This window comes from Carnobacterium viridans, assembly GCF_900102725.1.
Classification (GTDB): domain Bacteria; phylum Bacillota; class Bacilli; order Lactobacillales; family Carnobacteriaceae; genus Carnobacterium_B; species Carnobacterium_B viridans.
In genome coordinates, this window is the sequence record NZ_FNJW01000008.1 from 1,489,419 (window position 1) to 1,513,824 (window position 24,406).

General features: G+C 38.7%; 38 protein-coding genes. All 38 read right to left on the reverse strand.

The annotated features are described in order from the left end of the window. Positions 1-50 precede the first annotated feature (50 nt). The gene (locus tag BLT48_RS08620; RefSeq protein WP_089977290.1) at positions 51-848 is read right to left on the reverse strand and encodes an energy-coupling factor transporter transmembrane component T family protein; all 798 of its coding nucleotides are present in this window, start codon (positions 846-848) and stop codon (positions 51-53) included. Beyond that, entirely contained in the window at positions 845-1,735 is an 891-nt protein-coding gene (locus BLT48_RS08625) for an energy-coupling factor ABC transporter ATP-binding protein (protein WP_089977293.1), read from the reverse strand. Before BLT48_RS08625 ends, BLT48_RS08620 begins: the two co-directional genes overlap by 4 nt. Beyond that, the gene (locus tag BLT48_RS08630) at positions 1,711-2,550 is read right to left on the reverse strand and encodes an energy-coupling factor ABC transporter ATP-binding protein (protein ID WP_089977297.1); all 840 of its coding nucleotides are present in this window, start codon (positions 2,548-2,550) and stop codon (positions 1,711-1,713) included. Before BLT48_RS08630 ends, BLT48_RS08625 begins: the two co-directional genes overlap by 25 nt. Positions 2,551-3,321: 771 nt before the next feature. Continuing rightward, a complete protein-coding gene (gene rplQ / locus BLT48_RS08635; protein WP_007722182.1) occupies positions 3,322-3,702 on the reverse strand; it encodes a 50S ribosomal protein L17 in 381 nt (126 codons plus the stop codon). Between the two features lie 26 nt (positions 3,703-3,728). After that, entirely contained in the window at positions 3,729-4,673 is a 945-nt protein-coding gene (locus BLT48_RS08640) for a DNA-directed RNA polymerase subunit alpha (protein ID WP_007722184.1), read from the reverse strand. 73 nt (positions 4,674-4,746) lie between these two features. Further along, entirely contained in the window at positions 4,747-5,133 is a 387-nt protein-coding gene (gene rpsK / locus BLT48_RS08645) for a 30S ribosomal protein S11 (protein WP_007722186.1), read from the reverse strand. Between the two features lie 23 nt (positions 5,134-5,156). Beyond that, the gene (gene rpsM, locus BLT48_RS08650; RefSeq protein ID WP_035020846.1) at positions 5,157-5,522 is read right to left on the reverse strand and encodes a 30S ribosomal protein S13; all 366 of its coding nucleotides are present in this window, start codon (positions 5,520-5,522) and stop codon (positions 5,157-5,159) included. 31 nt (positions 5,523-5,553) lie between these two features. Further along, positions 5,554-5,667, reverse strand: a complete 114-nt coding sequence (gene rpmJ / locus BLT48_RS08655) for a 50S ribosomal protein L36 (RefSeq protein ID WP_007722194.1) — start codon at positions 5,665-5,667, stop codon at positions 5,554-5,556. A 34-nt stretch (positions 5,668-5,701) separates the two neighbouring features. Then, positions 5,702-5,920, reverse strand: a complete 219-nt coding sequence (gene infA, locus BLT48_RS08660) for a translation initiation factor IF-1 (protein WP_013712012.1) — start codon at positions 5,918-5,920, stop codon at positions 5,702-5,704. Positions 5,921-6,181: 261 nt separating this feature from the next. After that, entirely contained in the window at positions 6,182-6,835 is a 654-nt protein-coding gene (locus BLT48_RS08665) for an adenylate kinase (RefSeq protein ID WP_035020848.1), read from the reverse strand. Between the two features lie 58 nt (positions 6,836-6,893). Then, positions 6,894-8,189, reverse strand: a complete 1,296-nt coding sequence (gene secY, locus BLT48_RS08670; RefSeq protein WP_089977300.1) for a preprotein translocase subunit SecY — start codon at positions 8,187-8,189, stop codon at positions 6,894-6,896. After that, positions 8,189-8,629: a 50S ribosomal protein L15 gene (rplO, locus tag BLT48_RS08675; RefSeq protein ID WP_013712015.1), complete on the reverse strand. Its 441-nt coding sequence runs from the start codon at positions 8,627-8,629 to the stop codon at positions 8,189-8,191. The genes secY and rplO overlap by 1 nt, the downstream gene beginning before the upstream one ends. A gap of 45 nt (positions 8,630-8,674) precedes the next feature. After that, on the reverse strand, positions 8,675-8,854 hold the full coding sequence (gene rpmD, locus BLT48_RS08680) for a 50S ribosomal protein L30 (RefSeq protein WP_035020852.1): 180 nt from the start codon (positions 8,852-8,854) through the stop codon (positions 8,675-8,677). 15 nt (positions 8,855-8,869) lie between these two features. Further along, the gene (rpsE, locus tag BLT48_RS08685; protein WP_007725699.1) at positions 8,870-9,370 is read right to left on the reverse strand and encodes a 30S ribosomal protein S5; all 501 of its coding nucleotides are present in this window, start codon (positions 9,368-9,370) and stop codon (positions 8,870-8,872) included. Positions 9,371-9,390: 20 nt separating this feature from the next. Beyond that, positions 9,391-9,747: a 50S ribosomal protein L18 gene (gene rplR, locus BLT48_RS08690; protein ID WP_035020854.1), complete on the reverse strand. Its 357-nt coding sequence runs from the start codon at positions 9,745-9,747 to the stop codon at positions 9,391-9,393. A 48-nt stretch (positions 9,748-9,795) separates the two neighbouring features. Further along, a complete protein-coding gene (rplF, locus tag BLT48_RS08695) occupies positions 9,796-10,332 on the reverse strand; it encodes a 50S ribosomal protein L6 (protein ID WP_035020856.1) in 537 nt (178 codons plus the stop codon). 31 nt (positions 10,333-10,363) lie between these two features. After that, entirely contained in the window at positions 10,364-10,762 is a 399-nt protein-coding gene (gene rpsH, locus BLT48_RS08700; RefSeq protein WP_035020858.1) for a 30S ribosomal protein S8, read from the reverse strand. Between the two features lie 31 nt (positions 10,763-10,793). Further along, positions 10,794-10,979 (reverse strand): type Z 30S ribosomal protein S14, encoded by a 186-nt coding sequence (locus tag BLT48_RS08705; protein WP_013712021.1) that lies wholly within the window; start codon positions 10,977-10,979, stop codon positions 10,794-10,796. An 18-nt stretch (positions 10,980-10,997) separates the two neighbouring features. Further along, the gene (gene rplE, locus BLT48_RS08710; protein ID WP_035020860.1) at positions 10,998-11,537 is read right to left on the reverse strand and encodes a 50S ribosomal protein L5; all 540 of its coding nucleotides are present in this window, start codon (positions 11,535-11,537) and stop codon (positions 10,998-11,000) included. A 26-nt stretch (positions 11,538-11,563) separates the two neighbouring features. Next, on the reverse strand, positions 11,564-11,875 hold the full coding sequence (rplX, locus tag BLT48_RS08715; RefSeq protein ID WP_035020862.1) for a 50S ribosomal protein L24: 312 nt from the start codon (positions 11,873-11,875) through the stop codon (positions 11,564-11,566). Positions 11,876-11,910: 35 nt separating this feature from the next. Beyond that, positions 11,911-12,279 (reverse strand): 50S ribosomal protein L14, encoded by a 369-nt coding sequence (rplN, locus tag BLT48_RS08720; RefSeq protein ID WP_013712024.1) that lies wholly within the window; start codon positions 12,277-12,279, stop codon positions 11,911-11,913. 50 nt (positions 12,280-12,329) lie between these two features. Beyond that, on the reverse strand, positions 12,330-12,596 hold the full coding sequence (gene rpsQ / locus BLT48_RS08725) for a 30S ribosomal protein S17 (RefSeq protein WP_035020864.1): 267 nt from the start codon (positions 12,594-12,596) through the stop codon (positions 12,330-12,332). A gap of 27 nt (positions 12,597-12,623) precedes the next feature. After that, a complete protein-coding gene (gene rpmC / locus BLT48_RS08730; RefSeq protein ID WP_013712026.1) occupies positions 12,624-12,818 on the reverse strand; it encodes a 50S ribosomal protein L29 in 195 nt (64 codons plus the stop codon). Next, a complete protein-coding gene (gene rplP / locus BLT48_RS08735) occupies positions 12,808-13,242 on the reverse strand; it encodes a 50S ribosomal protein L16 (protein WP_035020865.1) in 435 nt (144 codons plus the stop codon). Before rplP ends, rpmC begins: the two co-directional genes overlap by 11 nt. Positions 13,243-13,244: 2 nt before the next feature. Further along, positions 13,245-13,901, reverse strand: a complete 657-nt coding sequence (gene rpsC / locus BLT48_RS08740) for a 30S ribosomal protein S3 (protein ID WP_035020867.1) — start codon at positions 13,899-13,901, stop codon at positions 13,245-13,247. A gap of 3 nt (positions 13,902-13,904) precedes the next feature. Next, positions 13,905-14,261, reverse strand: coding sequence for a 50S ribosomal protein L22 (gene rplV / locus BLT48_RS08745; protein ID WP_023179559.1), 357 nt, complete (start codon positions 14,259-14,261; stop codon positions 13,905-13,907). A gap of 23 nt (positions 14,262-14,284) precedes the next feature. Further along, the gene (rpsS, locus tag BLT48_RS08750) at positions 14,285-14,563 is read right to left on the reverse strand and encodes a 30S ribosomal protein S19 (RefSeq protein ID WP_035020868.1); all 279 of its coding nucleotides are present in this window, start codon (positions 14,561-14,563) and stop codon (positions 14,285-14,287) included. Positions 14,564-14,617: 54 nt separating this feature from the next. Next, the gene (gene rplB, locus BLT48_RS08755) at positions 14,618-15,451 is read right to left on the reverse strand and encodes a 50S ribosomal protein L2 (protein WP_035020870.1); all 834 of its coding nucleotides are present in this window, start codon (positions 15,449-15,451) and stop codon (positions 14,618-14,620) included. A gap of 37 nt (positions 15,452-15,488) precedes the next feature. Next, positions 15,489-15,773: a 50S ribosomal protein L23 gene (rplW, locus tag BLT48_RS08760; protein WP_007725672.1), complete on the reverse strand. Its 285-nt coding sequence runs from the start codon at positions 15,771-15,773 to the stop codon at positions 15,489-15,491. Continuing rightward, a complete protein-coding gene (rplD, locus tag BLT48_RS08765; protein ID WP_035020872.1) occupies positions 15,773-16,396 on the reverse strand; it encodes a 50S ribosomal protein L4 in 624 nt (207 codons plus the stop codon). Before rplD ends, rplW begins: the two co-directional genes overlap by 1 nt. A gap of 25 nt (positions 16,397-16,421) precedes the next feature. Then, positions 16,422-17,054: a 50S ribosomal protein L3 gene (rplC, locus tag BLT48_RS08770; RefSeq protein WP_035020873.1), complete on the reverse strand. Its 633-nt coding sequence runs from the start codon at positions 17,052-17,054 to the stop codon at positions 16,422-16,424. A 28-nt stretch (positions 17,055-17,082) separates the two neighbouring features. Continuing rightward, positions 17,083-17,391, reverse strand: coding sequence for a 30S ribosomal protein S10 (rpsJ, locus tag BLT48_RS08775; RefSeq protein ID WP_035020876.1), 309 nt, complete (start codon positions 17,389-17,391; stop codon positions 17,083-17,085). A 409-nt stretch (positions 17,392-17,800) separates the two neighbouring features. Further along, a complete protein-coding gene (locus BLT48_RS08780; protein WP_089977303.1) occupies positions 17,801-18,826 on the reverse strand; it encodes a branched-chain amino acid aminotransferase in 1,026 nt (341 codons plus the stop codon). A 103-nt stretch (positions 18,827-18,929) separates the two neighbouring features. Continuing rightward, the gene (locus tag BLT48_RS08785) at positions 18,930-19,427 is read right to left on the reverse strand and encodes a kinase (protein WP_089977307.1); all 498 of its coding nucleotides are present in this window, start codon (positions 19,425-19,427) and stop codon (positions 18,930-18,932) included. Between the two features lie 457 nt (positions 19,428-19,884). Beyond that, positions 19,885-21,075 (reverse strand): elongation factor Tu, encoded by a 1,191-nt coding sequence (gene tuf / locus BLT48_RS08790; protein WP_023179572.1) that lies wholly within the window; start codon positions 21,073-21,075, stop codon positions 19,885-19,887. A 139-nt stretch (positions 21,076-21,214) separates the two neighbouring features. After that, positions 21,215-23,302 carry an elongation factor G gene (gene fusA / locus BLT48_RS08795; protein WP_089977310.1) on the reverse strand — a complete coding sequence of 696 codons (2,088 nt, stop codon included), beginning with the start codon at positions 23,300-23,302 and terminating at the stop codon, positions 21,215-21,217. Between the two features lie 104 nt (positions 23,303-23,406). Then, a complete protein-coding gene (gene rpsG, locus BLT48_RS08800; RefSeq protein ID WP_013712039.1) occupies positions 23,407-23,877 on the reverse strand; it encodes a 30S ribosomal protein S7 in 471 nt (156 codons plus the stop codon). A gap of 70 nt (positions 23,878-23,947) precedes the next feature. Continuing rightward, positions 23,948-24,358 (reverse strand): 30S ribosomal protein S12, encoded by a 411-nt coding sequence (gene rpsL, locus BLT48_RS08805; RefSeq protein WP_013712040.1) that lies wholly within the window; start codon positions 24,356-24,358, stop codon positions 23,948-23,950. Positions 24,359-24,406 lie beyond the last annotated feature (48 nt).

Here is a 24,406-nt window from a genome sequence, read left to right on the forward strand (position 1 = left end):
AAGTTAAAGAACCTTTCACAACCTAGCAGAAAGGTTCTTTTCCTCTTACATCAATTTCTCAATACAACTAACCCAACGGTCAATACAGCATAACCCAGCATCGCTACGGTATCGCGTGACACCCATTCGAGCTGACGGTACTTTGTACGCCCTTCGCCGCCTTTATATCCCCTAGCTTCCATAGCCGTAGCTAATTCTTCCGCACGGTTAAATGAGCTGACGAATAAGGGAATCAAAATGGGAACAATAGCTTTCATTTGTTGGAAAATATTGCCTTCTCCAAAATCAACTCCACGAGCGCGTTGTGCGTTCATAATTTTTTCGGTTTCATCCATCAATGTTGGCACAAAACGCAAAGCAATCGACAACATCAAGGCAATTTCATAAACTGGTACTTTAACTACTTTCAATGGACGCAATAAATATTCAATTGCATCGGTCAACGATAATGGCATAGTAGTCAATGTCAGCAATGTCGACATAAAAATGATTAAGACAAAGCGGCAAAAGATGAAGACCCCATTCAATAACCCTTCTTGCGAAATAATAATTGGACCCCAGTCAAAATACACCGTGCTTCCGCCGGTAAACAGTACTTGCAAGATTACGGTAAAGAGTATTAGCCAGATCAGAGGCTTGACTCCATTAATAAAGAAACTCAGTTTAATCGTTGATAAGCGAATCGCTGTCAGCGCAAACGCCAATAATAGCAAATACGTCATCCAATTGTTGGCTAAGAAAATAATCCCGATAAAAATAACTGTTCCAAGCAATTTAGCCCGTGGATCTAATTTATGAATCCATGAATCTCCAGGAATGTACCGACCAAAAATCAATTTATCCATCATTTGGTATCACCTGCTTCTGATTCATTGGGTTGCAGCTTCAAAGAGGCCGCGATCACATCTGCTAAGTGATTGGTCGTTAATGGTAAGACATTAAAGATAAGACCCGTTTTCTCGCTCAATAGGCTGCCAAACGAAACGGCAGCAGGAACACCTAACTGCTTGGATTCAAGCCACTCTGCGTCTTTAAATACGTCTTGCGGAGCACCTTCTTTGATGACTGTCCCTTTTTCAAGAACGACCATATGATCGGCGTAATTTGCTACGTCATCCATTTGATGAGTCACTAAAATAATGGTTAACCCTTGCGTGCGGTATAACTGATAAAACATTTCCATCATTTCTTTGCGTCCTTGTGGATCAAGACCCGCAGTCGGTTCATCTAACACTAAGACTTCAGGTTCCATCGCTAAAACGCCGGCAATGGCCACACGTCGCATTTGACCACCAGACAGGTCAAACGGTGAGCGTTCCAAGTAAGATTCGTCTAAGCCCACTATAGGCAGCATACGTTTCGCTAACTCAAGACCCTCTTCTTCTGTAGCTCCAAAATTTTTCGGTCCAAAAGCAATATCTTTAGCAACCGTTTCTTCAAACAGCTGTGACTCTGGAAATTGGAAGACGATGCCGACTTTTTTGCGGATGCTTTTCAAGTTCTTGTTGTTGGATTGTGACGTAATGACACGGTCACCAATCGTCACTGTTCCTTCACTCGGTTTCATCAAGGCATTCAAGTGTTGCAATACCGTAGATTTTCCACTACCGGTATGCCCTACTAAAGCGGTAAAACTGCCTTCTTTAATGTGCAAGTCAATATCAAAAAGTGCCCGATTTTGGAAAGGTGTCCCTTTTTGGTAGGTATAGCCTACTTTTTCGAAAGTAATGTCCATAACCAGTCCACCATCCCTTCTTCGGTTAAATACTCTGTTGGAACATCGATTCCGCGATCACGTAAGTCGCTTTTCAGCTTCTCAGCAAATGGCAGATCAAGACCCATTTCAATCAATTGATCACCATAAGAAAAAATCTCTTCCGGTGTTCCTTCTTGTACCAATTCGCCATTTTTCATCACTAGAACACGATTGGCATTTGCTGCTTCATCGATATCATGAGTAATCGAAATAACCGTTAGATTAGCTTTTTCTTTGATCTCTTTGACCGTTGCCAAAACTTCTTGTCTTCCTTGAGGGTCTAACATACTTGTTGCTTCGTCCAAAATAATAATCTGCGGACGTAATGCAACCACTCCAGCAATCGCTACCCTTTGTTTTTGTCCACCCGATAAACGAGCCGGTTCTTTTTCCATAAAATCTTGCATCTTCACTCGTGTAATGGCGCTTTTTACGCGTTCAATCATTTCATCTCTGGGAACTCCTTGATTCTCTAACCCAAATGCGACGTCATCTTGAACCGTTGAGCCTACAAATTGATTATCGGGATTTTGAAAAACCATTCCGACCATCTCGCGAATTTTCCAAATGTTTTCTTCACTTAAAATAAGCCCGCCAACGGTTACTTCACCTTGACTAGGAGCAATCAACCCATTGATCGTTTTTGCAAGCGTAGACTTACCAGACCCATTATGACCAATAATAGCGATCCATTCGCCTTCTTCAATGGACAGAGAAACATTATTTAACGCTGGTCGATCATCGGTTTCATGGTATTGATAAGAAATATCTTTTAACGTTATGATTTTATTCACTGAACATTCCTCACGTTCTATATACTAAAAAAGAATCGTTTCTTTTCCAGCTTTCTAAGTACAAATTTAGTTAAGACTAACAAAAAATAAGCTACGTTGCAATACACTCAACGTATGCAGCTGTTCATCAGACTTAAATCACTTGCTGCTTTATAGTATAACATTACACAATCTTTTTGGGGGTGTCTTGACACTATTTCGCAAAACTTTTAACTCTTTTTTCATTTTTTTGAAACAAAAACAACCTATTCTTAAATTGATTTTTTTTCATGGAAGAGTGAGTACATGTTACTGCTTGGCTTGTTCGACAAACTTATCATTACGACGCAACCAAGAAGACCGCTTATCTTATCAGCTTAGTTACAATTTCTGGAGGAATAGAGGCTGCTTGCCGCTACCCTTCAGACGGTCTCATGGCTCTCGATAAGCAAACCCGTCCATTCCAGGAGAAATTTCTTTTACACGGTCAAATACTAGTTATTCCACTTATCTTTTTGTATTAAAAAAGGAAACAAATATATGGACACCCCCACCTATTTGCTTCCTTTCTTAAGACAAAAAAAATCACTTTCTTTTGATGAATTTACCTCTCCTGAATGAGCAAACTCAAATCAGGAGAAGTTTCGAGCTAGACTTGGAAACCAATAAAATTGATCCCATCATCATAACACTCTTTGCATACATCTAAAAAGTGAAACACATTGAATTTCAAACAATTTTTGTAAGTACTAAATACACGCGGCAACTCGTCATTTTAGCACCTCATTAAAATTAAACTAATTCAATAATAACCATTGGTGCAGCATCGCCGCGACGTGGTTGAGTTTTCATGATACGTGTGTATCCACCTTGACGCTCAGCGTAACGTGGAGCAACATCGCTAAATAATTTTTGTAAAACTGATTGAACAACGATATCTTCGCCTTCTTCTTTAACAGAAGCGACTTCGTTACGTACGAATTCTGCAGCTTGACGACGTGCGTGTAAATCGCCTTTTTTACCTAAAGTAATCATTTTTTCAGTCGTTTTACGGACTTCTTTAGCGCGAGCTTCAGTTGTTACGATACGTTCGTTGATGATCAAATCAGAAGTTAAGTCGCGTAGCATTGCTTTACGTTGTGAACTTGTACGTCCTAATTTACGGTAACCCATTGTACATTTCCTCCCTTGTTACAGTACTAGTCGTCTTGGCGTAAGTTTAAGTCTAATTCAGCTAACTTAAATTTCACTTCTTCAAGTGATTTACGTCCTAGATTACGTACTTTAATCATTTCAGCTTCAGTTTTATCAGTTAACTCTTGAACAGAATTGATTCCAGCGCGTTTCAAACAGTTGTATGAACGTACAGATAAATCAAGTTCTTCAATCGTCATTTCAAGCATTTTTTCTTTATGAGTTTCTTCTTTTTCTACCATGATTTCAGCTTTACGAGCTTCATCTGTTAGATTTACGAAGACATTCAAATGTTCTGTAAGAATTTTAGCTGCTAAACTAACAGCCTCTTCTGGACTAATTGAACCATCTGCCCAAACATCAAGTGTTAACTTGTCAGAAATATTTTTCTGACCCACTCGAGTATTTTCGACTTGATAATTCACACGACTAACCGGGGTGTAAATTGAATCGATTGGTAATACACCAATTGGCATATCATCTTGTTTGTTGTGTTCAGCTCGTACATATCCTCGGCCTGATTTTGCTGTCATGCGTACGTGGAAACGTGCGCCTTCTGCAACTGTACAAATGTACAAGTCAGGATTTAGAATTTCAACATCGCTATCATAAATGATATCAGCTGCTGTTACTACTGCTGGACCCTTCACATCAATTTCAATCGTTTTGTCTTCACCAGAATATAACTTGAGAGCAAGTTTTTTAATATTTAAAATGATTGATGTTACATCTTCAACAACACCATCGACAGTTGAAAATTCATGTAATACACCATCAATTTGAATAGTAGTTACTGCTGCTCCTGGAAGCGAAGACAACAAAATACGACGTAGAGAATTTCCTAGCGTTGTACCATAACCGCGTTCAAGTGGTTCTACAACGAATTTACCAAACTTGGCATCATCGCTGATCTCAATCGTTTCAATTCTTGGTTTCTCAATTTCGATCATTCTATCTATACCCCTTTCAAAACGTTAAATTCATGTTACTGAGTGCTACCCGACATAGTGAAGCGGCTCTCAATTAAACACGACGGCGTTTTGGAGGGCGGCATCCATTATGTGGAATCGGAGTTACGTCACGAATTGCTGTAACTTCTAATCCTGTAGCTTGTAAAGAACGGATAGCTGCTTCACGACCAGAACCTGGTCCTTTAACTGCAACTTCTACAGTTTTCATTCCGTTTTCCATACTTACTTTAGCAGCTGCTTCTGCTGCCATTTGTGCTGCAAATGGAGTAGATTTTTTTGATCCGCGGAATCCTAAAGCTCCTGCTGAAGACCATGAAATCGCATTTCCATGTACATCTGTAATCATTACGATTGTGTTGTTAAAAGTAGAACGAATATGTGCAACTCCGCTTTCTACATTCTTTTTAACACGACGTTTACGTGTAACTTTTTTTGCCATGAGGTTACCTCCTTACTAATGTTTTATTTTTTTCTGCCTGCAATTGATTTAGCTGGGCCTTTACGAGTACGCGCGTTGTTTTTCGTGTTTTGTCCACGAACGGGTAAACCACGGCGATGACGTATACCTCGGTATGATCCGATTTCAATCAATCGTTTGATGTCTTGGCTTACTTCACGACGAAGGTCACCTTCAACTTTTAATGTATCAATTGTCGCACGAATAGCGTCTAATTGATCATTTGACAAGTCACGTACACGAATTTCTTCTGATACGCCAGCATCTTTTAAGACTTTTTGAGCTGTTGTTTTACCGATTCCATATACATAAGTTAGAGAAATTACTACACGTTTGTCACGCGGAATATCTACACCTGCAATACGAGCCATTAACAATTACACCTCCTGTTTTTTTAAATGATTATCCTTGACGTTGTTTGTGTTTAGGGTTTTCGCAAATCACCATAACACGTCCTTTACGACGGATAACTTTGCATTTGTCACAAATTTTCTTTACTGATGGTCTTACTTTCATGAACTATACCTCCTATTTTATTGACGGAGTACAATTATTTAAAGCGATAAGTTATGCGACCACGTGATAAATCGTAAGGTGACAACTCAACTGTGACTTTGTCTCCTGGTAGGATTCTAATGTAGTGCATTCGGATTTTACCTGAAACGTGAGCCAATACAACATGGCCATTTTCAAGTTCGACTTTAAACATTGCATTCGGCAAAGTTTCAACGACTGTTCCTTCAATTTCAATGACATCGTCTTTCGCCACGCCTAGTACCTCCTTAAAATTGTTTCGCGTTAATACGCGATAAACAGTGAGCGCACTTAGCCCTCACCTTCTATTTTTTTAATCTTCTTATTACTAATACAGTATACCAGCATTGAAAACACAACACCTCGAATATTGTACCACAAATTAAATATAGTGACAAGTAGCCTCGCTCGATAACTGATCAAGCAATTTTAACCATGAGCTAGCTGGCTGTGACTTCTATCAAGAAAATCCTGAAGTCATTGTTGCTCTGTTCATTTACTTAGTGTTTGCAATTATGTCTTGGATGTCTTTGAAAACATCTTTAACATCATCTTCACCATTTACGGTGTACAACACATTACGTTTTTTATAAAAGTCTAATAGAGGTTCGGTTAACTCAAGGTTAACACTAATACGATTTTCAACAGTTTCTGGTTTATCGTCATCTCTTTGATAGAATTCATGTCCACCACAACGATCACAAGTACCTTCAACCACTGGTGGTTTATTGATTTTATGATACGTAGCACCACATGAACGACAGATAATCCGTCCAGTCAAACGTTGCATTAAGATATCTTTGTTAACACTGATGTAAACAACAGCATCTAATTCTTTGTTTAGATCTTTTAAGATTTCTTCCAAAGCTTGCGCTTGGTTAAGCGTTCTTGGAAAACCATCTAGCAAGAATCCATTTTCAGTATCTGCTTCAGCCAAACGTTCTTTTACAATCCCGTTTGTTACTTCATCAGGTACCAAATCGCCTTTATCCATATAAGTTTTAGCTTCTAATCCTAAGGCAGTTTCATTTTTGATAGCAGCTCGGAACATATCCCCTGTCGAAATGTGTGGCACATGGTATGTGTCAACAATTTGTTCAGCTTGCGTTCCCTTTCCTGCACCAGGAAGACCCATTAAAATGAGATTCAAAATTTTTCCTCCTTAAATGTAAGAATGAGTGCCGAGGATAATCCCCAACACTTTCTTCTTATTGTATAAAGCCTTGGTAATTTTTCTTAGACATTTGTCCTTCAAGTTGTCTCATCAGTTCTAAAGCTACACCAACTACGATAAGTAGGCTGGTTCCGCCAAGAGAAACAGATTGAGGCAAGTTCCAAACGTTCGACGCAAGTATTGGTAGTATTGCGATAACTCCTAGATAAACTGCTCCGACTGTACTCAAACGTGTTAACGTTGATGAGATGAAGTCTTGAGTAGGTTTTCCAGGTCGCACACTAGGAATATATCCGCCTTGTTTTTGTAAGTTCTCAGCAACTTTTTCTGGATTCACTTGAATGAATGCATAGAAGTAAGTAAAGACTACGATTAAAACAGTATATAATACTGCTCCAAGCGGTTCTTGCAAATTAAAAATCTTATTTAAAATGATGTACCATTGTGCGTCAGCATTCGTTGCACCAAAGAATCCTAAGATTGTTTGTGGTGTCATAATAAATGAACTTGCGAAGATTACTGGAATTACACCAGCTGAATTTACTTTCAACGGTAAGTGAGTGTCCTGACCTGAGCCCGCTGAGCGTTTTGAGTATTGAACAGGAATTTTTCTTTTTGCATTTTCGACATAAACGACAGTTACAACAATTGCTACAAAAGCAATAGCAATCAAAACAGCAAAGAGAATAGCTTGCGCCATATCATCTCCAGCATTTCGAATTTGCGAATTGTAAAAGTCTCCTAAATCAGAAGGTACGCGAGCAATGATACCTGAGAAGATAATCATTGAAATCCCGTTACCAAATCCTTTAACTGTAATTTGTTCACCAAGCCACATAACCAACATTGTTCCAGCAGTTAACAGAATAGCAATCATAAGATAAGTAGTTGTACTAGGATTAATAACCAAACCTTGGTCCACTAGAGCATTAAAGCCATACGAGATACCGATTGCTTGAACAAAAGCCAAACCAATCGTTAAGTATCTTGTAACTTGATTTAATTTTCTACGGCCTACTTCACCTTGTTTTGCCCATTCAGCAAACTTAGGAATAATGTCCATTTGCAACAGTTGAACAACAATTGAAGAAGTAATATAGGGTGAAACACCGAGTGCAAAAATAGAATAACTGTCTAATGCTCCTCCACCAAATGTATTTAACAAACTAAACAAAGAACTATTTGAGGATAGATCTTGTAAAGCGGCCGCATTAACACCAGGAACCGTTATATGAGTTCCTAGCCTAAATATGATTAAAATACCTAAAGTGAAGAGGATTCTACTACGAATTTCCTTTGTTTTAAAGGACTCTATAAGCAGTTTGATCATTAGATCACCTCAATTGAACCACCAGCAGCTTCAATAGCTTCTTTAGCTGCTTGGGAGAATTTGCTTGCTTTAACAGTAAGTTTACGTTCAACTTGTCCGTTACCCAAAACTTTAATCCCTGATTTTTCAGATTTAATGACTTTTGTTTCAATTAACAACGCTGGTGTTACTACTGTACCATCTTCGAAACGGTTTAATGTATCAAGATTTACGATAGCATACTCTTTGCGGTTAATGTTTGTAAATCCACGTTTTGGTACACGACGGAATAATGGTGTTTGACCACCTTCAAATCCTAAACGTACGCCACCACCTGAACGTGAGTTTTGTCCTTTTTGGCCTCGACCTGATGTTTTACCATTGCCTGATGAAGTCCCACGTCCAACGCGGTTACGCACTTTACGAGATCCTTCAGCGGGTTGTAATTCATGAAGTTTCATATAGATTAGGCACCTCCTTCAATAAAAGTCTACTTACAAATGTTTTTATACTTCTTTAACGTCCACTAAATGTGAGATTGTTTTAACCATACCAACGATAGCTTCGTTAGCAGGTTTAACTACAGTACTATTGATTTTTCTTAAACCAAGAGCTTGAACTGTATCTTTTTGGTTTTGAGGACGTCCGATAACGCTACGTTTTAAAGTAATTTCTAAATTAGCCATTTCTTAATGTCCTCCTTATCCTATAATTTCTTCTACAGTTTTCCCACGAAGTTTTGCAACTTCTTCAACGCGTTTTAATTGTAATAAGCCCTCAACAGTAGCACGGATCATATTGATCGGTGTGCTTGAACCTAATGATTTACTTGTTACGTCTGCAACTCCAGCTAATTCCAATACGGCACGTACTGGACCACCAGCAGAAACCCCAGAACCGGCAACAGCAGGTTTAATTAAAATGTTACCGCCGCTATAACGACCAATAACTGCGTGAGGAATCGTAGTATCTACCATAGGTACTTCAATAAGATTCTTTTTAGCATCTTCAATTGCTTTGCGGATAGCTTCTGGTACTTCTTGTGCTTTACCAGTACCGAAACCTACGTGTCCGTTTTTATCTCCGACAACAACGATAGCAGCAAAACGTAGACGACGTCCACCTTTAACAACTTTAGTTACGCGGTTGATTGAAACGACACGATCTTCTAACTCCAAATGTGTTGGATCGATGTAAACCATGTGTGGTATTCCTCCTTTTTTTAAAATTCTAGTCCATTTTCGCGAGCAGCTTCAGCTAAAGCTTGCACACGGCCATGGTAAAGGTATCCACCACGGTCAAAGACTACTTGTTTGATACCTTTTTCAGTAGCAGCTTTAGCGATGGCTGAACCAACAGCTGAACCTTGAGCTACTTTTGTTTCTGCTGAAATTTCTTTGTCTAATGAAGATGCACTTGCTAGCGTTACACCCGCTACGTCATCAATTAATTGAGCGTAGATGTTTTTATTAGAACGGAACACGTTTAAGCGTGGGCACTCTGCAGTACCAGAAATTTTAGAACGTACACGACCATGTCTTTTCAGACGTAGTTTGTTTTTGTCTGGTTTTGTAATCACAATTGTCACCTCTTTAATTTTATGGTTGAAAATTAGGCAGCCAGGCTATTATTTACCTGTTTTACCTTCTTTACGACGTACGATTTCGTCAGAATAGCGAATTCCTTTACCTTTATAAGGCTCTGGTGGGCGTACGCCACGGATGTTAGCAGCTAAAGCGCCAACTTTTTCTTTGTTTGTTCCTTTAACAACTACTTTAGTGTTAGCAGGAACTTCAATGTTAATGCCTTCTTCTGCAGTAAATTCTACAGGATGAGAGTAACCAACGTTCAATACAAGTTTGTTACCTTGTAATTGTGCACGGTACCCTACACCAATTAATTCTAATGTCTTTTCAAAACCAACAGTTACACCAACAATCATGTTGTTTAAATTAGCACGCATTGTACCATGTAGAGCACGATTTGCTTTCAAGTCGTTTGGACGAGAAAAGTTAATTTCGTTACCTTCTACATTCATTGTGATAACTGGGCTGAAAGAACGACTCAATTCACCTTTTGGTCCCTTAACAGTAACGATGTTCTCATTACGAGTAACCGTTACGCCTTCAGGGATAGTGATTGTTTTATTACCTATACGGCTCACAGCAATACACCTCCTTGATTAGTCTTTCTTATTACCAAATGTAAGCGACAATTTCGCCACCAATATTTTTTGCTCTTGCTTCTTTATCTGTGATGACACCTTCAGAAGTTGATACGATCGCAATACCAAGTCCGTTAAGAACTTTAGGTACTTCGCCAGCTTTAGCGTATACACGCAAACCTGGTTTAGAGATACGTTTCAATCCTGTGATAACACGTTCGTTGTCTTTTCCGTATTTTAAGAAAACGCGGATAACGCCTTGTTTGTCATCTTCCATGTATTCAACATCTTTAATGAAACCTTCACGTTTCAAAATGTTAGCAATATCTTTTTTAATTTTTGATGCAGGTGCTTCTAGTTGTTCGTGACGTGCTTGGTTAGCATTACGTACACGAGTTAGAAAATCTGCAATCGGATCTGTCATGACCATTGAATTTAGCCTCCTTTATGCGAGTATCGTATTACCAGCTTGCTTTTTTCATGCCAGGAATTTGTCCTTTATAGGCAAGTTCACGGACGCAAATACGGCAAAGTTTAAATTTGCGGTAAACTGAGTGTGGACGTCCACAGCGTTCACAACGAGTATATGCTTGAGTTGAGAATTTAGCAGGGCGTTTGTTTTTAGCAATTTGTGATTTTTTAGCCACGTAGTTCGCCTCCTATTCTTATTTTTGGAATGGCATTCCAAGTTGTGTTAACAATTCACGAGATTCTTCGTCTGTATTAGCAGTCGTTACAATAACAATATCCATTCCGCGGACTTTGTCTACTTTATCGTAGTCAACTTCTGGGAAGATTAATTGTTCTTTAACGCCTAACGTGTAGTTTCCACGTCCGTCAAAAGACTTGTTGCTGATACCGTGAAAGTCACGTACACGAGGAAGTGAAACAGAAACTAATTTGTCTAAGAAATCATACATTCTGTCTCCACGTAATGTTACTTTAGTACCAATCGGCATACCTTCACGTAAACGGAAGCCAGCGATTGATTTTTTTGCTTTAGTGATTAATGGTTTTTGACCAGAAATAACTGTTAACTCATCAACAGCTTTGTCTAAATTTTTAGCATTTGATACAGCATCACCCACACCCATGTTGATAACGATCTTATCTACTTTAGGAGTTTGCATAACTGATTTGTAACCAAATTTTTCTACCATTGAAGGTGTTACTTCTTGGATATATTTTTCTTTAAGGCGGTTCATGAAGTTCATACCTCCTTCCTTATCTATTATTTATCTAAAACTTCACCGGTTTTTTTAGAAATACGTACTTTTTTGCCGTCTTCAACTTTAAAGCCAACACGAGTTGGTTCGCCAGTTGCAGCGTCTATAAGCATAACATTTGAAACGTGGATAGGGGCTTCCATTTCAATGATTCCACCTTGTGGATTCGCTGAGTTGGGTTTTTGATGTTTTTTCATAACATTAACGCCTTCTACGATTACACGATCCTTTTTAGGAAAAGCTTTTAATACAACAGCTTCAGTTCCTTTGTCTTTACCAGTAATAACTTTTACTTTATCGCCTGTTTTAATGTACATGTCTTTCACGCACCTCCTTTGTGGATGGTTGATTATTAAAGAACTTCTGGAGCAAGTGAAACGATCTTCATGAAGTTGTTGTCACGCAATTCGCGAGCAACTGGTCCAAAGATACGAGTTCCACGTGGGCTCTTATCGTCACGGATAATTACACATGCATTTTCATCAAACTTAATGTAAGAACCATCTGAACGGCGAGCTCCTGATTTAGTACGAACGATAACTGCACGAACGACTTCACCTTTTTTGACAACGCCACCTGGTGTTGCATGTTTTACAGTACAAACAATTACATCACCAATGTTAGCAATTTTACGGCCTGATCCGCCTAATACTTTAATAGTTAAGACTTCACGAGCTCCTGAGTTATCTGCAACTCTCAAACGACTTTCTGTTTGGATCACTGTGGTATCCTCCTTCCAGATTTGGAAACTATGTTATTTGTTGAAAAACCTTAAATCGTAACAGATTCTACAACAACTTCTACTAAACGGAAATGTTTTGTAGATGACAACGGACGAGTTTCCATAATTTTTACGATATCGCCAATTTTGGCAACATTGTTTTCATCATGTGCTTTATATTTTTTTGAGTATTTAATACGTTTACCGTAACGGCTGTGTTTCTTTTGAGTTTCTATTACGACAACAATCGTTTTATCCATTTTGTCTGAAACAACTCGGCCTTGGTAGACTTTACGTTGATTACGTTCTTCACTCATTGTTTGGTGACCTCCTTTGACAATCAACTATTTTTGTAATTCAGCTTGACGTAACGCAGTTTTAATACGTGCAATCGATTTGCGAACTTCACTTAAACGAGCAGTATTTTCTAGTTGGCCAGTAGCTAACTGGAATCTTAGATTGAATAACTCTTCTTTAAATGCTTTTTCTTTCTCAACCATTTCAGCAGTGGTTAACTCTTTAAGTTCATTAGCTTTCATTCGATTCACCACCAATTTCTTTACGTTTTACAATCTTAGTTTTAACAGGTAGTTTATGAGAAGCCAAACGAAGTGCTTCACGAGCTACTTCTTCTGATACTCCATCAACTTCAAACATGATTTTTCCACGTTTAACTGGTGCAACCCAACCTTCAGGTGCTCCTTTACCAGAACCCATACGAACTCCAATTGCTTTAGACGTATATGATTTATGAGGGAAGATTTTAATCCATACTTTCCCACCACGTTTCATGTAACGTGTCATTGCAATACGAGATGCTTCAATCTGACGGTTTGTGATCCATTTTGACTCTACGGCTTGTAAACCCCATTCACCAAAAGTTACTTCTTTCCCACCTTTAGCTTCACCGCGCATTTTACCTCTAAACTCACGACGGAATTTTACACGTTTAGGTACTAACATGATTATTTCCCTCCTTTCTCAGTGTTCTTTTTTGCAGGAAGAACTTCTCCACGGTAAATCCAAACTTTTATGCCTAGTTTACCATAAGTTGTAGCTGCTTCTTCCCATGCGTAGTCGATGTCGGCACGCAATGTATGAAGAGGAACAGTTCCTTCTGAATGTGTTTCGCTACGAGCGATATCTGCACCATTTAAACGGCCAGAAACCATTGTTTTAATACCTTTAGCTCCAGCACGCATTGTGCGTTGGATAGCTTGTTTTTGAGCACGACGGAAAGCAACACGGCTTTCTAATTGACGAGCAATTCCTTCGCCGACTAATTTAGCATCTAGATCAGGGCGTTTGATTTCCACGATGTTGATGTGAACTCTTTTGCCTGTTAAATCATTTAATTTTTTACGTAATGCGTCAACTTCAGACCCACCTTTACCAATAACCATTCCTGGTTTAGCAGTGTGAACTGAAACGTTAACACGGTTAGCAGCACGTTCAATTTCTACTTTAGAAACAGAAGCTTCGCTTAATTTTTTTGCGATATATTCGCGGATAGCGATATCTTCGTGTAAATAGTTTGCGAAATCTTTTTCTGCATACCATTTAGAATCCCAATCGCGGATGATACCTACACGTAAGCCTGTTGGATTAATTTTTTGACCCACAGATTATCCCTCCTTCTTTTCAGATACCACTATTGTAATGTGGCTTGTGCGTTTCAAGATTGGTGCAGCTGATCCTTTTGCACGTGGACGGAAACGTTTCATCGTTGGTCCTTCGTTAACATAAGCTTCGCTTACTACCAAATTTTCTACGTCTAAATCGTAGTTATGTTCTGCATTAGCAATTGCTGACATTAAAACTTTTTCGATTGCTGGTGAAGCACCACGTGGAGTGAATTTCAAAATTGAAATTGCTTCTCCAATGCTTTTCCCTCTAATAAGATCGACAACTAAACGAACTTTACGAGCTGCAATACGAACAGTTTTAGCAGTTGCTTTAGCTTCTGTAATTTGTTCTGCCATATCGAGTTATCCTCCTCTCAAAATTAACGTTTAGTTTTTTTATCATCCGCAGTGTGTCCGCGGTATGTTCTTGTTGGTGCAAATTCACCTAATTTGTGTCCGACCATGTCTTCTTGAATGTAAACTGGTACATGCTTGCGTCCATCATAGACTGCGATTGTGTAACCAATGAAACTCGGGAAAATTGTTGAACGACGTGACCAAGTTTTAACGACAGATTTCTTTTCGCCTTCAGCCATTGCATTCATTTTTTTCATTAAGTGTTCATCGACAAAAGGTCCTTTTTTAAGACTACGACCCATGGGTGAACCTCCTTCCATTCCTTAGGAAAGTTGGTAAAACCAACTAACCTAGGTTTATTTTGTTTTACGACGACGCGTAATAAATTTATTAGATTGAGCTTTCTTGTTACGTGTTTTCAATCCAAGAGCAGGTTTACCCCATGGAGTCATTGGACCAGCATGTCCGATTGGAGCTTTACCTTCACCACCACCGTGTGGGTGATCGTTCGGGTTCATTACAGATCCACGAACAGTTGGGCGTTTGCCTAACCAACGAGAACGTCCGGCTTTACCAATGTTAATCAATTCATGTTGTTCGTTACCAACAGAACCGATTGTTGCACGACAAGTTCCTAAGATTAGACGAACTTCACCTGAGTTTAAGCGGATTAATACGTATTTGCCTTCTTTACCTAACACTTGCGCGCTAGTTCCAGCTGAACGAACTAATTGTCCACCTTTACCTGGTTTCATTTCAATATTGTGGATTACAGTACCAGCAGGAATATTTTCTAATAAAAGAGCATTTCCTGTTTTGATATCTACTGTTTCTCCTGAAACGATTTGTTGTCCTACTTGGATTCCTTTAGGTGCGATGATGTATGTTTTAATACCATCAACGTATTGTACTAAAGCAATGTTAGCTGAGCGATTTGGATCGTACTCAATTGTTTTGATGATACCCACGATACCGTCTTTATTACGTTTAAAGTCGATAACACGGTAGTTACGTTTGTGTCCGCCACCACGGTGACGTACCATGATCTTACCAGCATTATTACGTCCGGCTTTTCTTTTGTTTGGTTCCAACAATGTCTTTTCAGGCGTTGTTGAAGTGATTTCTGCGAAATCAGAACCAGTCATATTACGACGGCCGTTTGTGGTAGGTTTGTATTTTCTAATACCCACGTGTTTTACCTCCCGATGTTTATTTTCAAAGCTTTAATTAAGCTTCAAACAATTCGATTTCTTTTGATTCAGTTGTTAAAGTTACGATTGCTTTACGACGTTTTTTAGTGTATCCAGTATGTTTACCCATACGTTTTAATTTTCCACGTACGTTCATAATGTTAACATTAGAAACTTTTACGTCAAAAATTTCTTCAATCGCTTGTTTTACTTGAGTTTTATTTGCGCGAACATCCACTTCGAAAGTGTATTTTTTGTTATCTTGAGCAGCCATTGCTGCTTCAGTGATAATTGGGCGCAAGATTACGTCACGTACATCCATTATTGAAGAACCTCCTCTAGCTTAGTTAGAGCAGTTTGTGTCAAAATCAGTTTTTCATGCGCTACAACATCTAACACAGTAACATTATCAAAAGCTACAACTTTAACTCCTGGAAGGTTACGAGCAGATAATGTTGCGAAATCATTGTCGTTTTCTACTACGATAAACGCTTTAGAATCAACATTTAGATTTTTTAACACTTGTGCAAATTCTTTAGTTTTCGGTGCATCAAAGTTCAATGCGTCAACAACGATTAAATCTCCGCTTACTACTTTTGTAGAAAGAACAGATTTGATTGCTAAACGACGAACTTTTTTAGGAAGTTTGTAGCTGTATGAACGTGGAGTTGGTCCGAAGACGATTCCACCACCGCGCCATTGTGGAGATCTGATTGACCCTTGACGAGCACGACCAGTTCCTTTTTGAGCCCACGGTTTACGTCCACCACCGCGTACTGCGCTGCGATTTTTAACTGCGTGATTTCCTTGTCTTAATGAAGCACGTTGCATGATGATTGCATCAAAAACAACGTTTTCGTTTGGTTCGATACCGAAAATAGCGTCGTTTAAAGTAACTTCACCATTTTGTGTACCATCTTGTTTGTATAAGGCTACGTTTGGCATTCCTTTGTTCCTCCTCTCTTAATTTTTATTTAGCTTTTTGAAAAGCTGATTTAATTTGGATTAAGGATTTTTTAGACCCAGGTACATTTCCTTTAATAAGAATTACATTTTTTTCGACGTCAACGCGAACAACTTCAAGGTTTTTGATAGTTACGCGGTTTCCGCCCATACGACCTGGTAGTAATTTGCGCTTGAATACGCGGTTAGGATCTACAGGACCCATTGACCCTGGACGACGGTGGTGACGGGATCCGTGAGACATTGGTCCACGACTTTGTCCGTGGCGTTTAATAACACCTTGGAATCCTTTACCTTTGGTAGTCCCCGTTACATTAACGATGTCTCCAGCTTTGAAAGCATCAACTTTCACTTCTTGTCCTACTTCGTAGTCTCCAAGCTCAACATCGTCAAATTCACGAATGAAGCGCTTAGGAGTAGCATTTGCTTTTGCTACATGACCCATTGCAGGTTTATTAGACAATACTTCACGTTTATCTTGGTAACCTAATTGAACTGCTTCGTAACCATCCGTTTCGATTGTTTTAACTTGTAAAACAACGTTTGGAGTTGCTTCGATTACAGTTACTGGAATTAATTCACCAGACTCAGTAAAGACTTGTGTCATTCCTACTTTTTTTCCTAAGATTCCTTTGGTCATGAGTACACCTCCATTATATTTTTTTAAATTAAAGCTTGATTTCGATATCTACGCCAGATGGTAGATCTAGTTTTGTTAAAGCATCAACAGTTTTAGCTGTTGGATTAACAATATCAATCACACGTTTGTGTGTACGCATTTCAAATTGTTCACGAGAATCTTTATATTTGTGAGTCGCACGGATCACAGTGTAAAGAGTTCTTTCTGTTGGCAATGGAATTGGACCAGATACACTAGCACCAGTTCTTTTTGCTGTTTCTACAATTTTTTCCGCTGATTGATCTAAGATACGATGTTCATATGCTTTTAAGCGGATACGAATCTTTTGTTTTGCCATTATTTTCCCTCCTTCGCCTATTTTTATAAATTAGACATTGCTCCACGAAAATCTCCGATACACGCGCCGTGACAAAGCGGCCGGGTGTGTCGCAACCTCTCGTTTCATAGCCATTGGGTTTCTTTCGAATACCCCTAGCACGATTCCACTTATGAAATCAGCACCTTTTTAATTATACAAAAAAACACTTTTTTAATCAAGCTTTTTTTGATGTTTGCTAAATTAATTTATTCTTATCTAAAAATAATCCTCTATTTTTGCTAATTTTCTCGTTTATCTTGTTTTACGAAAAAAATAAACTAAGCTAGGAATACATCAACGTTTCCCATCTTAGCTTATTTTGTTTTGTTTGTCTATTTATTTGTTTGATTAATTTATTTCTTCTATATATTATCCTAATTGTTTTATTTTACTCTACTTTTTGAATCCAGCCAACCGGTGCTTCTACGTCACCATACTGAATGCCGGTAAGTTCTTCATACAATTTCTTCGTCACTGGTCCAGTTTCTGTTTCACTATAAAAGACATGAAAATCATCTTTATTTTGTATTCCACCAATTGGCGAAATAACAGCAGCTGTCCCACAAGCCCCAGCTTCTTTAAAATCATCTAGTTGATCAATGAATACATCTCCTTCGATAACTTCAAGCCCCAAACGTTCTTTGGCTAGATAAAGCAATGAATATTTTGTGATGCTCGGTAAAATAGAAGGCGATACCGGTGTCACAAATTTATTGTCTTTTGTAATTCCAAAGAAATTTGCTGAACCTACTTCTTCTATCTTAGTATGGGTCGTTGGATCTAAGTAAATTGCATCACTAAAGTTGCGTTTATGAGCCTCAGATCCCGGGAGCAAGCTACCTCCATAGTTTCCTCCAACTTTCGCAGCTCCGGTTCCATTTCCAGCAGCTCTATCGTAATCAGAGACCATAAAGTTGGTTGGTTTCAGACCACCTTTAAAGTAGGCTCCAACAGGCATACAAAAGATAGAAAATAAATATTCTTCTGCCGGCTTCACTCCAATGTTATCTCCTACACCAATCATATACGGACGAAGATACAACGAACCTCCTGTACCATAAGGCGGAATATACTGTTCATTCGCTTTTACTACTTTTTTAACAGCTTCAATAAATGCATCTGTCGGTATAGCAGGCATCATTAATCTTCTACAGCTGCGTTGCATCCGTTCTGCATTTTGATCCGGTCGGAACAAATTGATTGAACCGTCTTTTGTTCGGTAGGCTTTCATTCCTTCGAAAACTGTTTGTCCATAGTGTAAAGCCGTCGAACCTTCACTGATATGAACTTTATTGTCTTCTGACAACGTTCCATTATCCCATTCTCCATCTTTCCAGAACGAAATGTATCTATAATCGGTTTTTATGTAACTAAAACCTAAATTATTCCAGTCGATATCTACTATTTTTGTCATCCTATCACTCCTTATCACTAATGTTCTTTAGTGTAACACATCAATGATAAAATTATGAGAGTTTTCTTACTATTATATTTTTTTTCATATGTAAGTTCTTTTTTCAATTTTTTAAATCATTCACGATAATTTGTACAACTTCTTCTTGTGTCAACTCTTTTGGAATCATTCTTTCATGTGGAATTCCTAAGTAATCTTTTTCATTCCACCAACTACGCATTTCTTTTTCGCCAAATTCATTTACCTTTGTTCTTTTCTTATGTCTGTCAAGAGTCTCATCGAAAGGTAGGTCAAAGTAGTAAGTATAAACATTCGGTTTAAATGTATGTATTAAATCGAGCAACATATTTTTATACCTTTCGTTAACCATAATTCCCTCTACAATGACAATAGGGCATTTTCCTAATCCATATTCAGCAATTTGCTTGATTAATTCAATGGACAGATTGCCTTCTCGATCATTAACCTTAAGCATATCTCGTCTAACGACATCTTGAGAAACAACCAAAGTAGCTTCTCCCAATAGTTCTTGCAGCTTTAAAGCCGTTGTTGTTTTACCACTTCCAGAATTCCCACGCAAAATAATTAATTTTGAATCCATTTTTACAACTCCTAGCGAATAGATAGTCTGCTGATCTTCTTATCTATTATACTCTATACATAAGAATTTTATCTTGAAAACTAACATTAGTTGCTAAATAAAAGGTTGCATGACAAATAGTGTTGGTGCATCAAACTAAAATTTCTTCTGGAATGAACGGGTTTGCTTGTATAGAGCCATGAGACCGCCTGAAGATTATAACCTTCAGGCTTTCAAGCCTCAAACAAAACGTCATCGCTGAAGCGTCAACGCTCTGTAATTCGCATTGAATCCTCTACACGGCTATAAGCAACCCCTATTCCTCCAAAAATTTTGTATAATCAATTTAGAAATCTACCCACACTAAAAATTATAGCACCAAATAAAAAAGTCCTGTCACAAGGACAGGACTTTTTTCTCGTATGATCACGCTCTATACCAGATAGAGTCAATTTTTATTGTTTACTTTTAGAGTTGATTAAGCTTCGATTGAAGCAACAACGCCGGCTCCAACAGTACGTCCACCTTCACGAATAGTGAATTTAGTTCCTGCATCGATAGCGATAGGTGCGATCAATTCAACGTTGATTGTAACGTTGTCTCCTGGCATAACCATTTCAGTACCTTCTGGCAACTCAACAACACCAGTTACGTCAGTAGTACGGAAGTAAAATTGTGGGCGGTAGTTAGCGAAGAATGGAGTGTGACGTCCACCTTCTTCTTTAGATAAGATATAAACTTCACCTGAGAATTTTGTATGTGGAGTAATTGAACCTGGTTTAGCTAAAACTTGTCCACGTTGGATGTCTTCACGAGCAACCCCACGTAACAATGCACCAATGTTGTCCCCTGCTTGAGCAAAGTCTAACAATTTACGGAACATTTCAACACCAGTAACTGTTGATTTAGTAGTAGCTTCATGAATTCCGATGATTTCTACTTCTTCACCGACTTTAATTTGTCCAGTTTCTACACGTCCTGTAGCAACTGTTCCACGTCCAGTAATTGAGAATACATCCTCAACTGGCATCATGAATGGTTTGTCAGTATCACGTTCTGGAGTTGGGATGTAAGAATCTACAGCATCCATCAATTCCATAATTTTATCTTCGAATTCTTCAACGCCTTCAAGAGCTTTAAGAGCTGAACCAGCGATAACTGGAGTGTCATCACCAGGGAAGTCGTATTCTGACAATAAGTCACGAACTTCCATTTCAACTAATTCTAATAATTCTTCATCATCAACTTGGTCAACTTTGTTTAAGAAAACAACGATGTATGGAACACCAACTTGGCGAGACAATAGAATGTGTTCACGAGTTTGTGGCATTGGACCATCAGCAGCAGATACTACTAAGATAGCTCCATCCATTTGTGCAGCACCAGTGATCATGTTTTTAACATAGTCAGCATGGCCTGGGCAGTCTACGTGAGCGTAGTGACGAGTTTCAGTTTCGTATTCAACGTGAGAAGTGTTGATCGTGATTCCACGTTCGCGTTCTTCAGGAGCTCCATCGATAGAAGCGTAGTCCGTTGCAGTACTCTTGAAACCTCTTTTAGCTAATACAGTTGTGATTGCAGCAGTTAATGTTGTTTTACCATGGTCAACGTGTCCAATAGTACCAATATTAACGTGCGTTTTTGAGCGATCGTATTTTTCTTTTGCCATTTTAGTAATTTCCTCCTCATAGTGAGTTGTTTTTTTAGTGATAAGGATAGAATAAGATTATCCCATCCCCATCATTTGTAAAAATTATAACGATTATCCATTAGAAAATCAATACTTAACGTTGGAGAGCAAATTAAGATTAGTTTGCTGATCCGCCATTTTTCTTGATAATTTCTTCAGAGATAGATTTTGGCACATCTTCATAATGATCAAATGTCATTGAGAAAGTACCGCGACCTTGTGTTGCTGAACGTAATGCAGTTGCATAACCGAACATCTCAGCTAATGGAATCATACCTTTAACAATAGTAGTATTTCCACGAGCTTCAGAACCTTCGATACGTCCACGACGAGCAGAGATGTGTCCCATTACGTCTCCTAAATAATCTTCAGGAATTGTAATTTCAACGCCCATCATAGGCTCTAAGATAACTGGATTTGCTTTTTTAGCAGCATTTTTCAATGCCATTGAAGCAGCAACTTTAAAGGCAGTTTCATTTGAATCGACATCATGGTATGAACCATCATAAAGTTTTGCTTTAATATCAACTAATGGATATCCAGCAAGAACTCCATTGTCTAATGAAGCTTCCAAACCAGCTTTAACTGCTGGGATATATTCACGAGGAACAGTACCACCAACGATTGCATCCTCAAAGTCAAAGCCTTTTCCTTCTTCATTAGGAGAGAATTCGATCCATACGTGACCGTATTGACCTTTACCACCTGATTGACGAACGAATTTACCTTCAGCTTGAGTAGAACCACGGAATGTTTCACGATAAGAAACTTGTGGAGCACCAACACTAGCTTCAACATTGAATTCACGTCTCATACGGTCAACAATGATGTCCAAGTGTAACTCACCCATACCAGCAATAATTGTTTCGCCAGTTTCGTGGTCAGTTTCAGCACGGAAAGTTGGATCTTCTTCAGCAAGTTTTTGTAACGCAACACCCATTTTATCTTGGTCAGCTTTTGATTTTGGTTCAATAGCTACTTGGATAACTGGTTCTGGGAAGTCCATTGATTCTAAGATTACTTGATCTTTTTCATCACACAAAGTATCCCCAGTAGTCGTATTTTTCAATCCGACAGCTGCTGCAATATCTCCAGCAAATACTTCAGGAATTTCGCTACGAGAGTTCGCATGCATTTGCAAGATACGACCTACACGTTCACGTTTTCCTTTAGTTGAGTTTTGGACATAAGATCCTGCTTGTAACGTACCAGAATAAACACGGAAGAAAGTTAAACGACCTACGTACGGGTCAGTCATAACTTTAAATGCCAATGCTGAGAATGGTTCGCTGTCATCAGCATGACGTTCTACAGTTTCTTCAGAATCTGGTAAGATTCCTTGGATTGCAGCTACGTCAAGTGGTGACGGTAGGTAGTCAACGACTGCATCAAGCATCAATTGAACACCTTTGTTTTTAAATGCTGAACCACATAGAACTGGGTAGAAATCAACGTTAACTGTTGCAGTACGGATAGCTTTTTTCAACTCAGCTTCAGAGATTTCTTCACCTTCAAGATATTTCTCCATTAAAGCTTCATCTGTATCTGCTACTGCTTCAACTAATTTTGTACGCCATTCTTCTGCTAATTCTACGTATTCTTCAGGAATATCTTCCTCACGGATATCTGTTCCTAAGTCATTTGTATACATTTCAGCTTTCATCTTGATCAAGTCAATGATACCTGTGAAGTTATCTTCAGCACCAATTGGCAATTGAATCGGATGAGCGTTTGCTTGTAAGCGGTCAAGAATCGTACCAACAGAATACAAGAAATCTGCACCTGTTTTGTCCATTTTGTTTACAAATACAATACGAGGTACGCCGTAAGTTGTCGCTTGACGCCAAACTGTTTCAGTTTGAGGCTCAACACCTGATTGTGCATCAAGTAAAGCAACAGCACCATCTAATACACGTAGCGAACGTTCTACTTCAACAGTGAAGTCAACGTGACCAGGAGTATCAATGATGTTTACGCGGTGATCATGCCAAGCAGCTGTTGTTGCAGCTGATGTAATTGTAATACCACGTTCTTGTTCTTGTTCCATCCAGTCCATTTGTGAAGCACCCTCGTGGGTTTCACCAATTTTGTGGATTTTACCAGTATAATACAGAACACGTTCAGTTGTTGTTGTTTTACCAGCATCAATATGAGCCATGATTCCAATATTACGGGTATTTTCTAGAGAAAATTCTCTTTTTGCCATCTTGCAATAACACCTCTCTTAATTTAATTTGAACTAAGAAACTTCAATTCTTCCTTTAAAGGCTAAGCTGCACAAGTGCACCAAAGCCTTCTCTAGAAAAAATCTTACCAACGGTAGTGAGCAAAAGCTTTATTTGCTTCAGCCATTTTATGAGTGTCTTCACGTTTTTTAACTGCTGCTCCAGTATTGTTAGCAGCATCCATGATTTCTTTAGCAAGACGTTGTTCCATAGTATCTTCTCCACGTAGACGTGAGTAGCTTACTAACCAACGAAGAGCAAGAGCCGTACGACGTTCTGGACGAACTTCGATTGGAACTTGGTAGTTAGAACCCCCAACACGGCGAGCTTTAACTTCAAGAACAGGCATGATATTTTTCATTGCTTGTTCAAATACTTCAATAGGTTCGTTGCCAGTTTGTTCTTTAATCATGTCAAATGCATTATAAAGAATTGTAGCAGCTTTCCCACGTTTTCCGTCAACCATGATACGGTTGATCAAACGAGTTACAAGTTTAGAATTATAAAGTGGATCAGGTAAAACATCACGTTTAGTAATAGGACCTTTACGAGGCATCCAAATTCCTCCTTTCGATAATAATTATCTTTTTAGAATAGTTTTTTATTTCATTTAAGCAATAAGCTTATTATTTAGGGCGTTTAGTTCCGTATTTAGAACGGCTTTGTTTACGATCTGCAACACCGGCAGTATCTAAAGCTCCACGAACGATGTGGTAACGAACTCCTGGTAAATCTTTCACTCGTCCTCCACGTAAAAGAACCACACTATGTTCTTGCAAGTTGTGACCTTCACCTGGGATATAAGCAGTTACTTCAATTAAGTTAGACAAACGAACACGTGCATATTTACGTAACGCTGAGTTAGGTTTTTTAGGAGTCATAGTTCCCACACGAGTACAAACACCACGTTTTTGAGGTGAGTTTACTGTTGTTTGTTTTTTTCTTTTGCTGTTGTAACCTCTGTTTAAAGCCGGAGATTCAGACTTTTCAATTTTTGATTTACGAGGTTTACGTACTAATTGATTAATAGTAGGCATCGGTTGTTTCCTCCTTCCCTATGTTAGTATTCTAGTCCACACATCCAG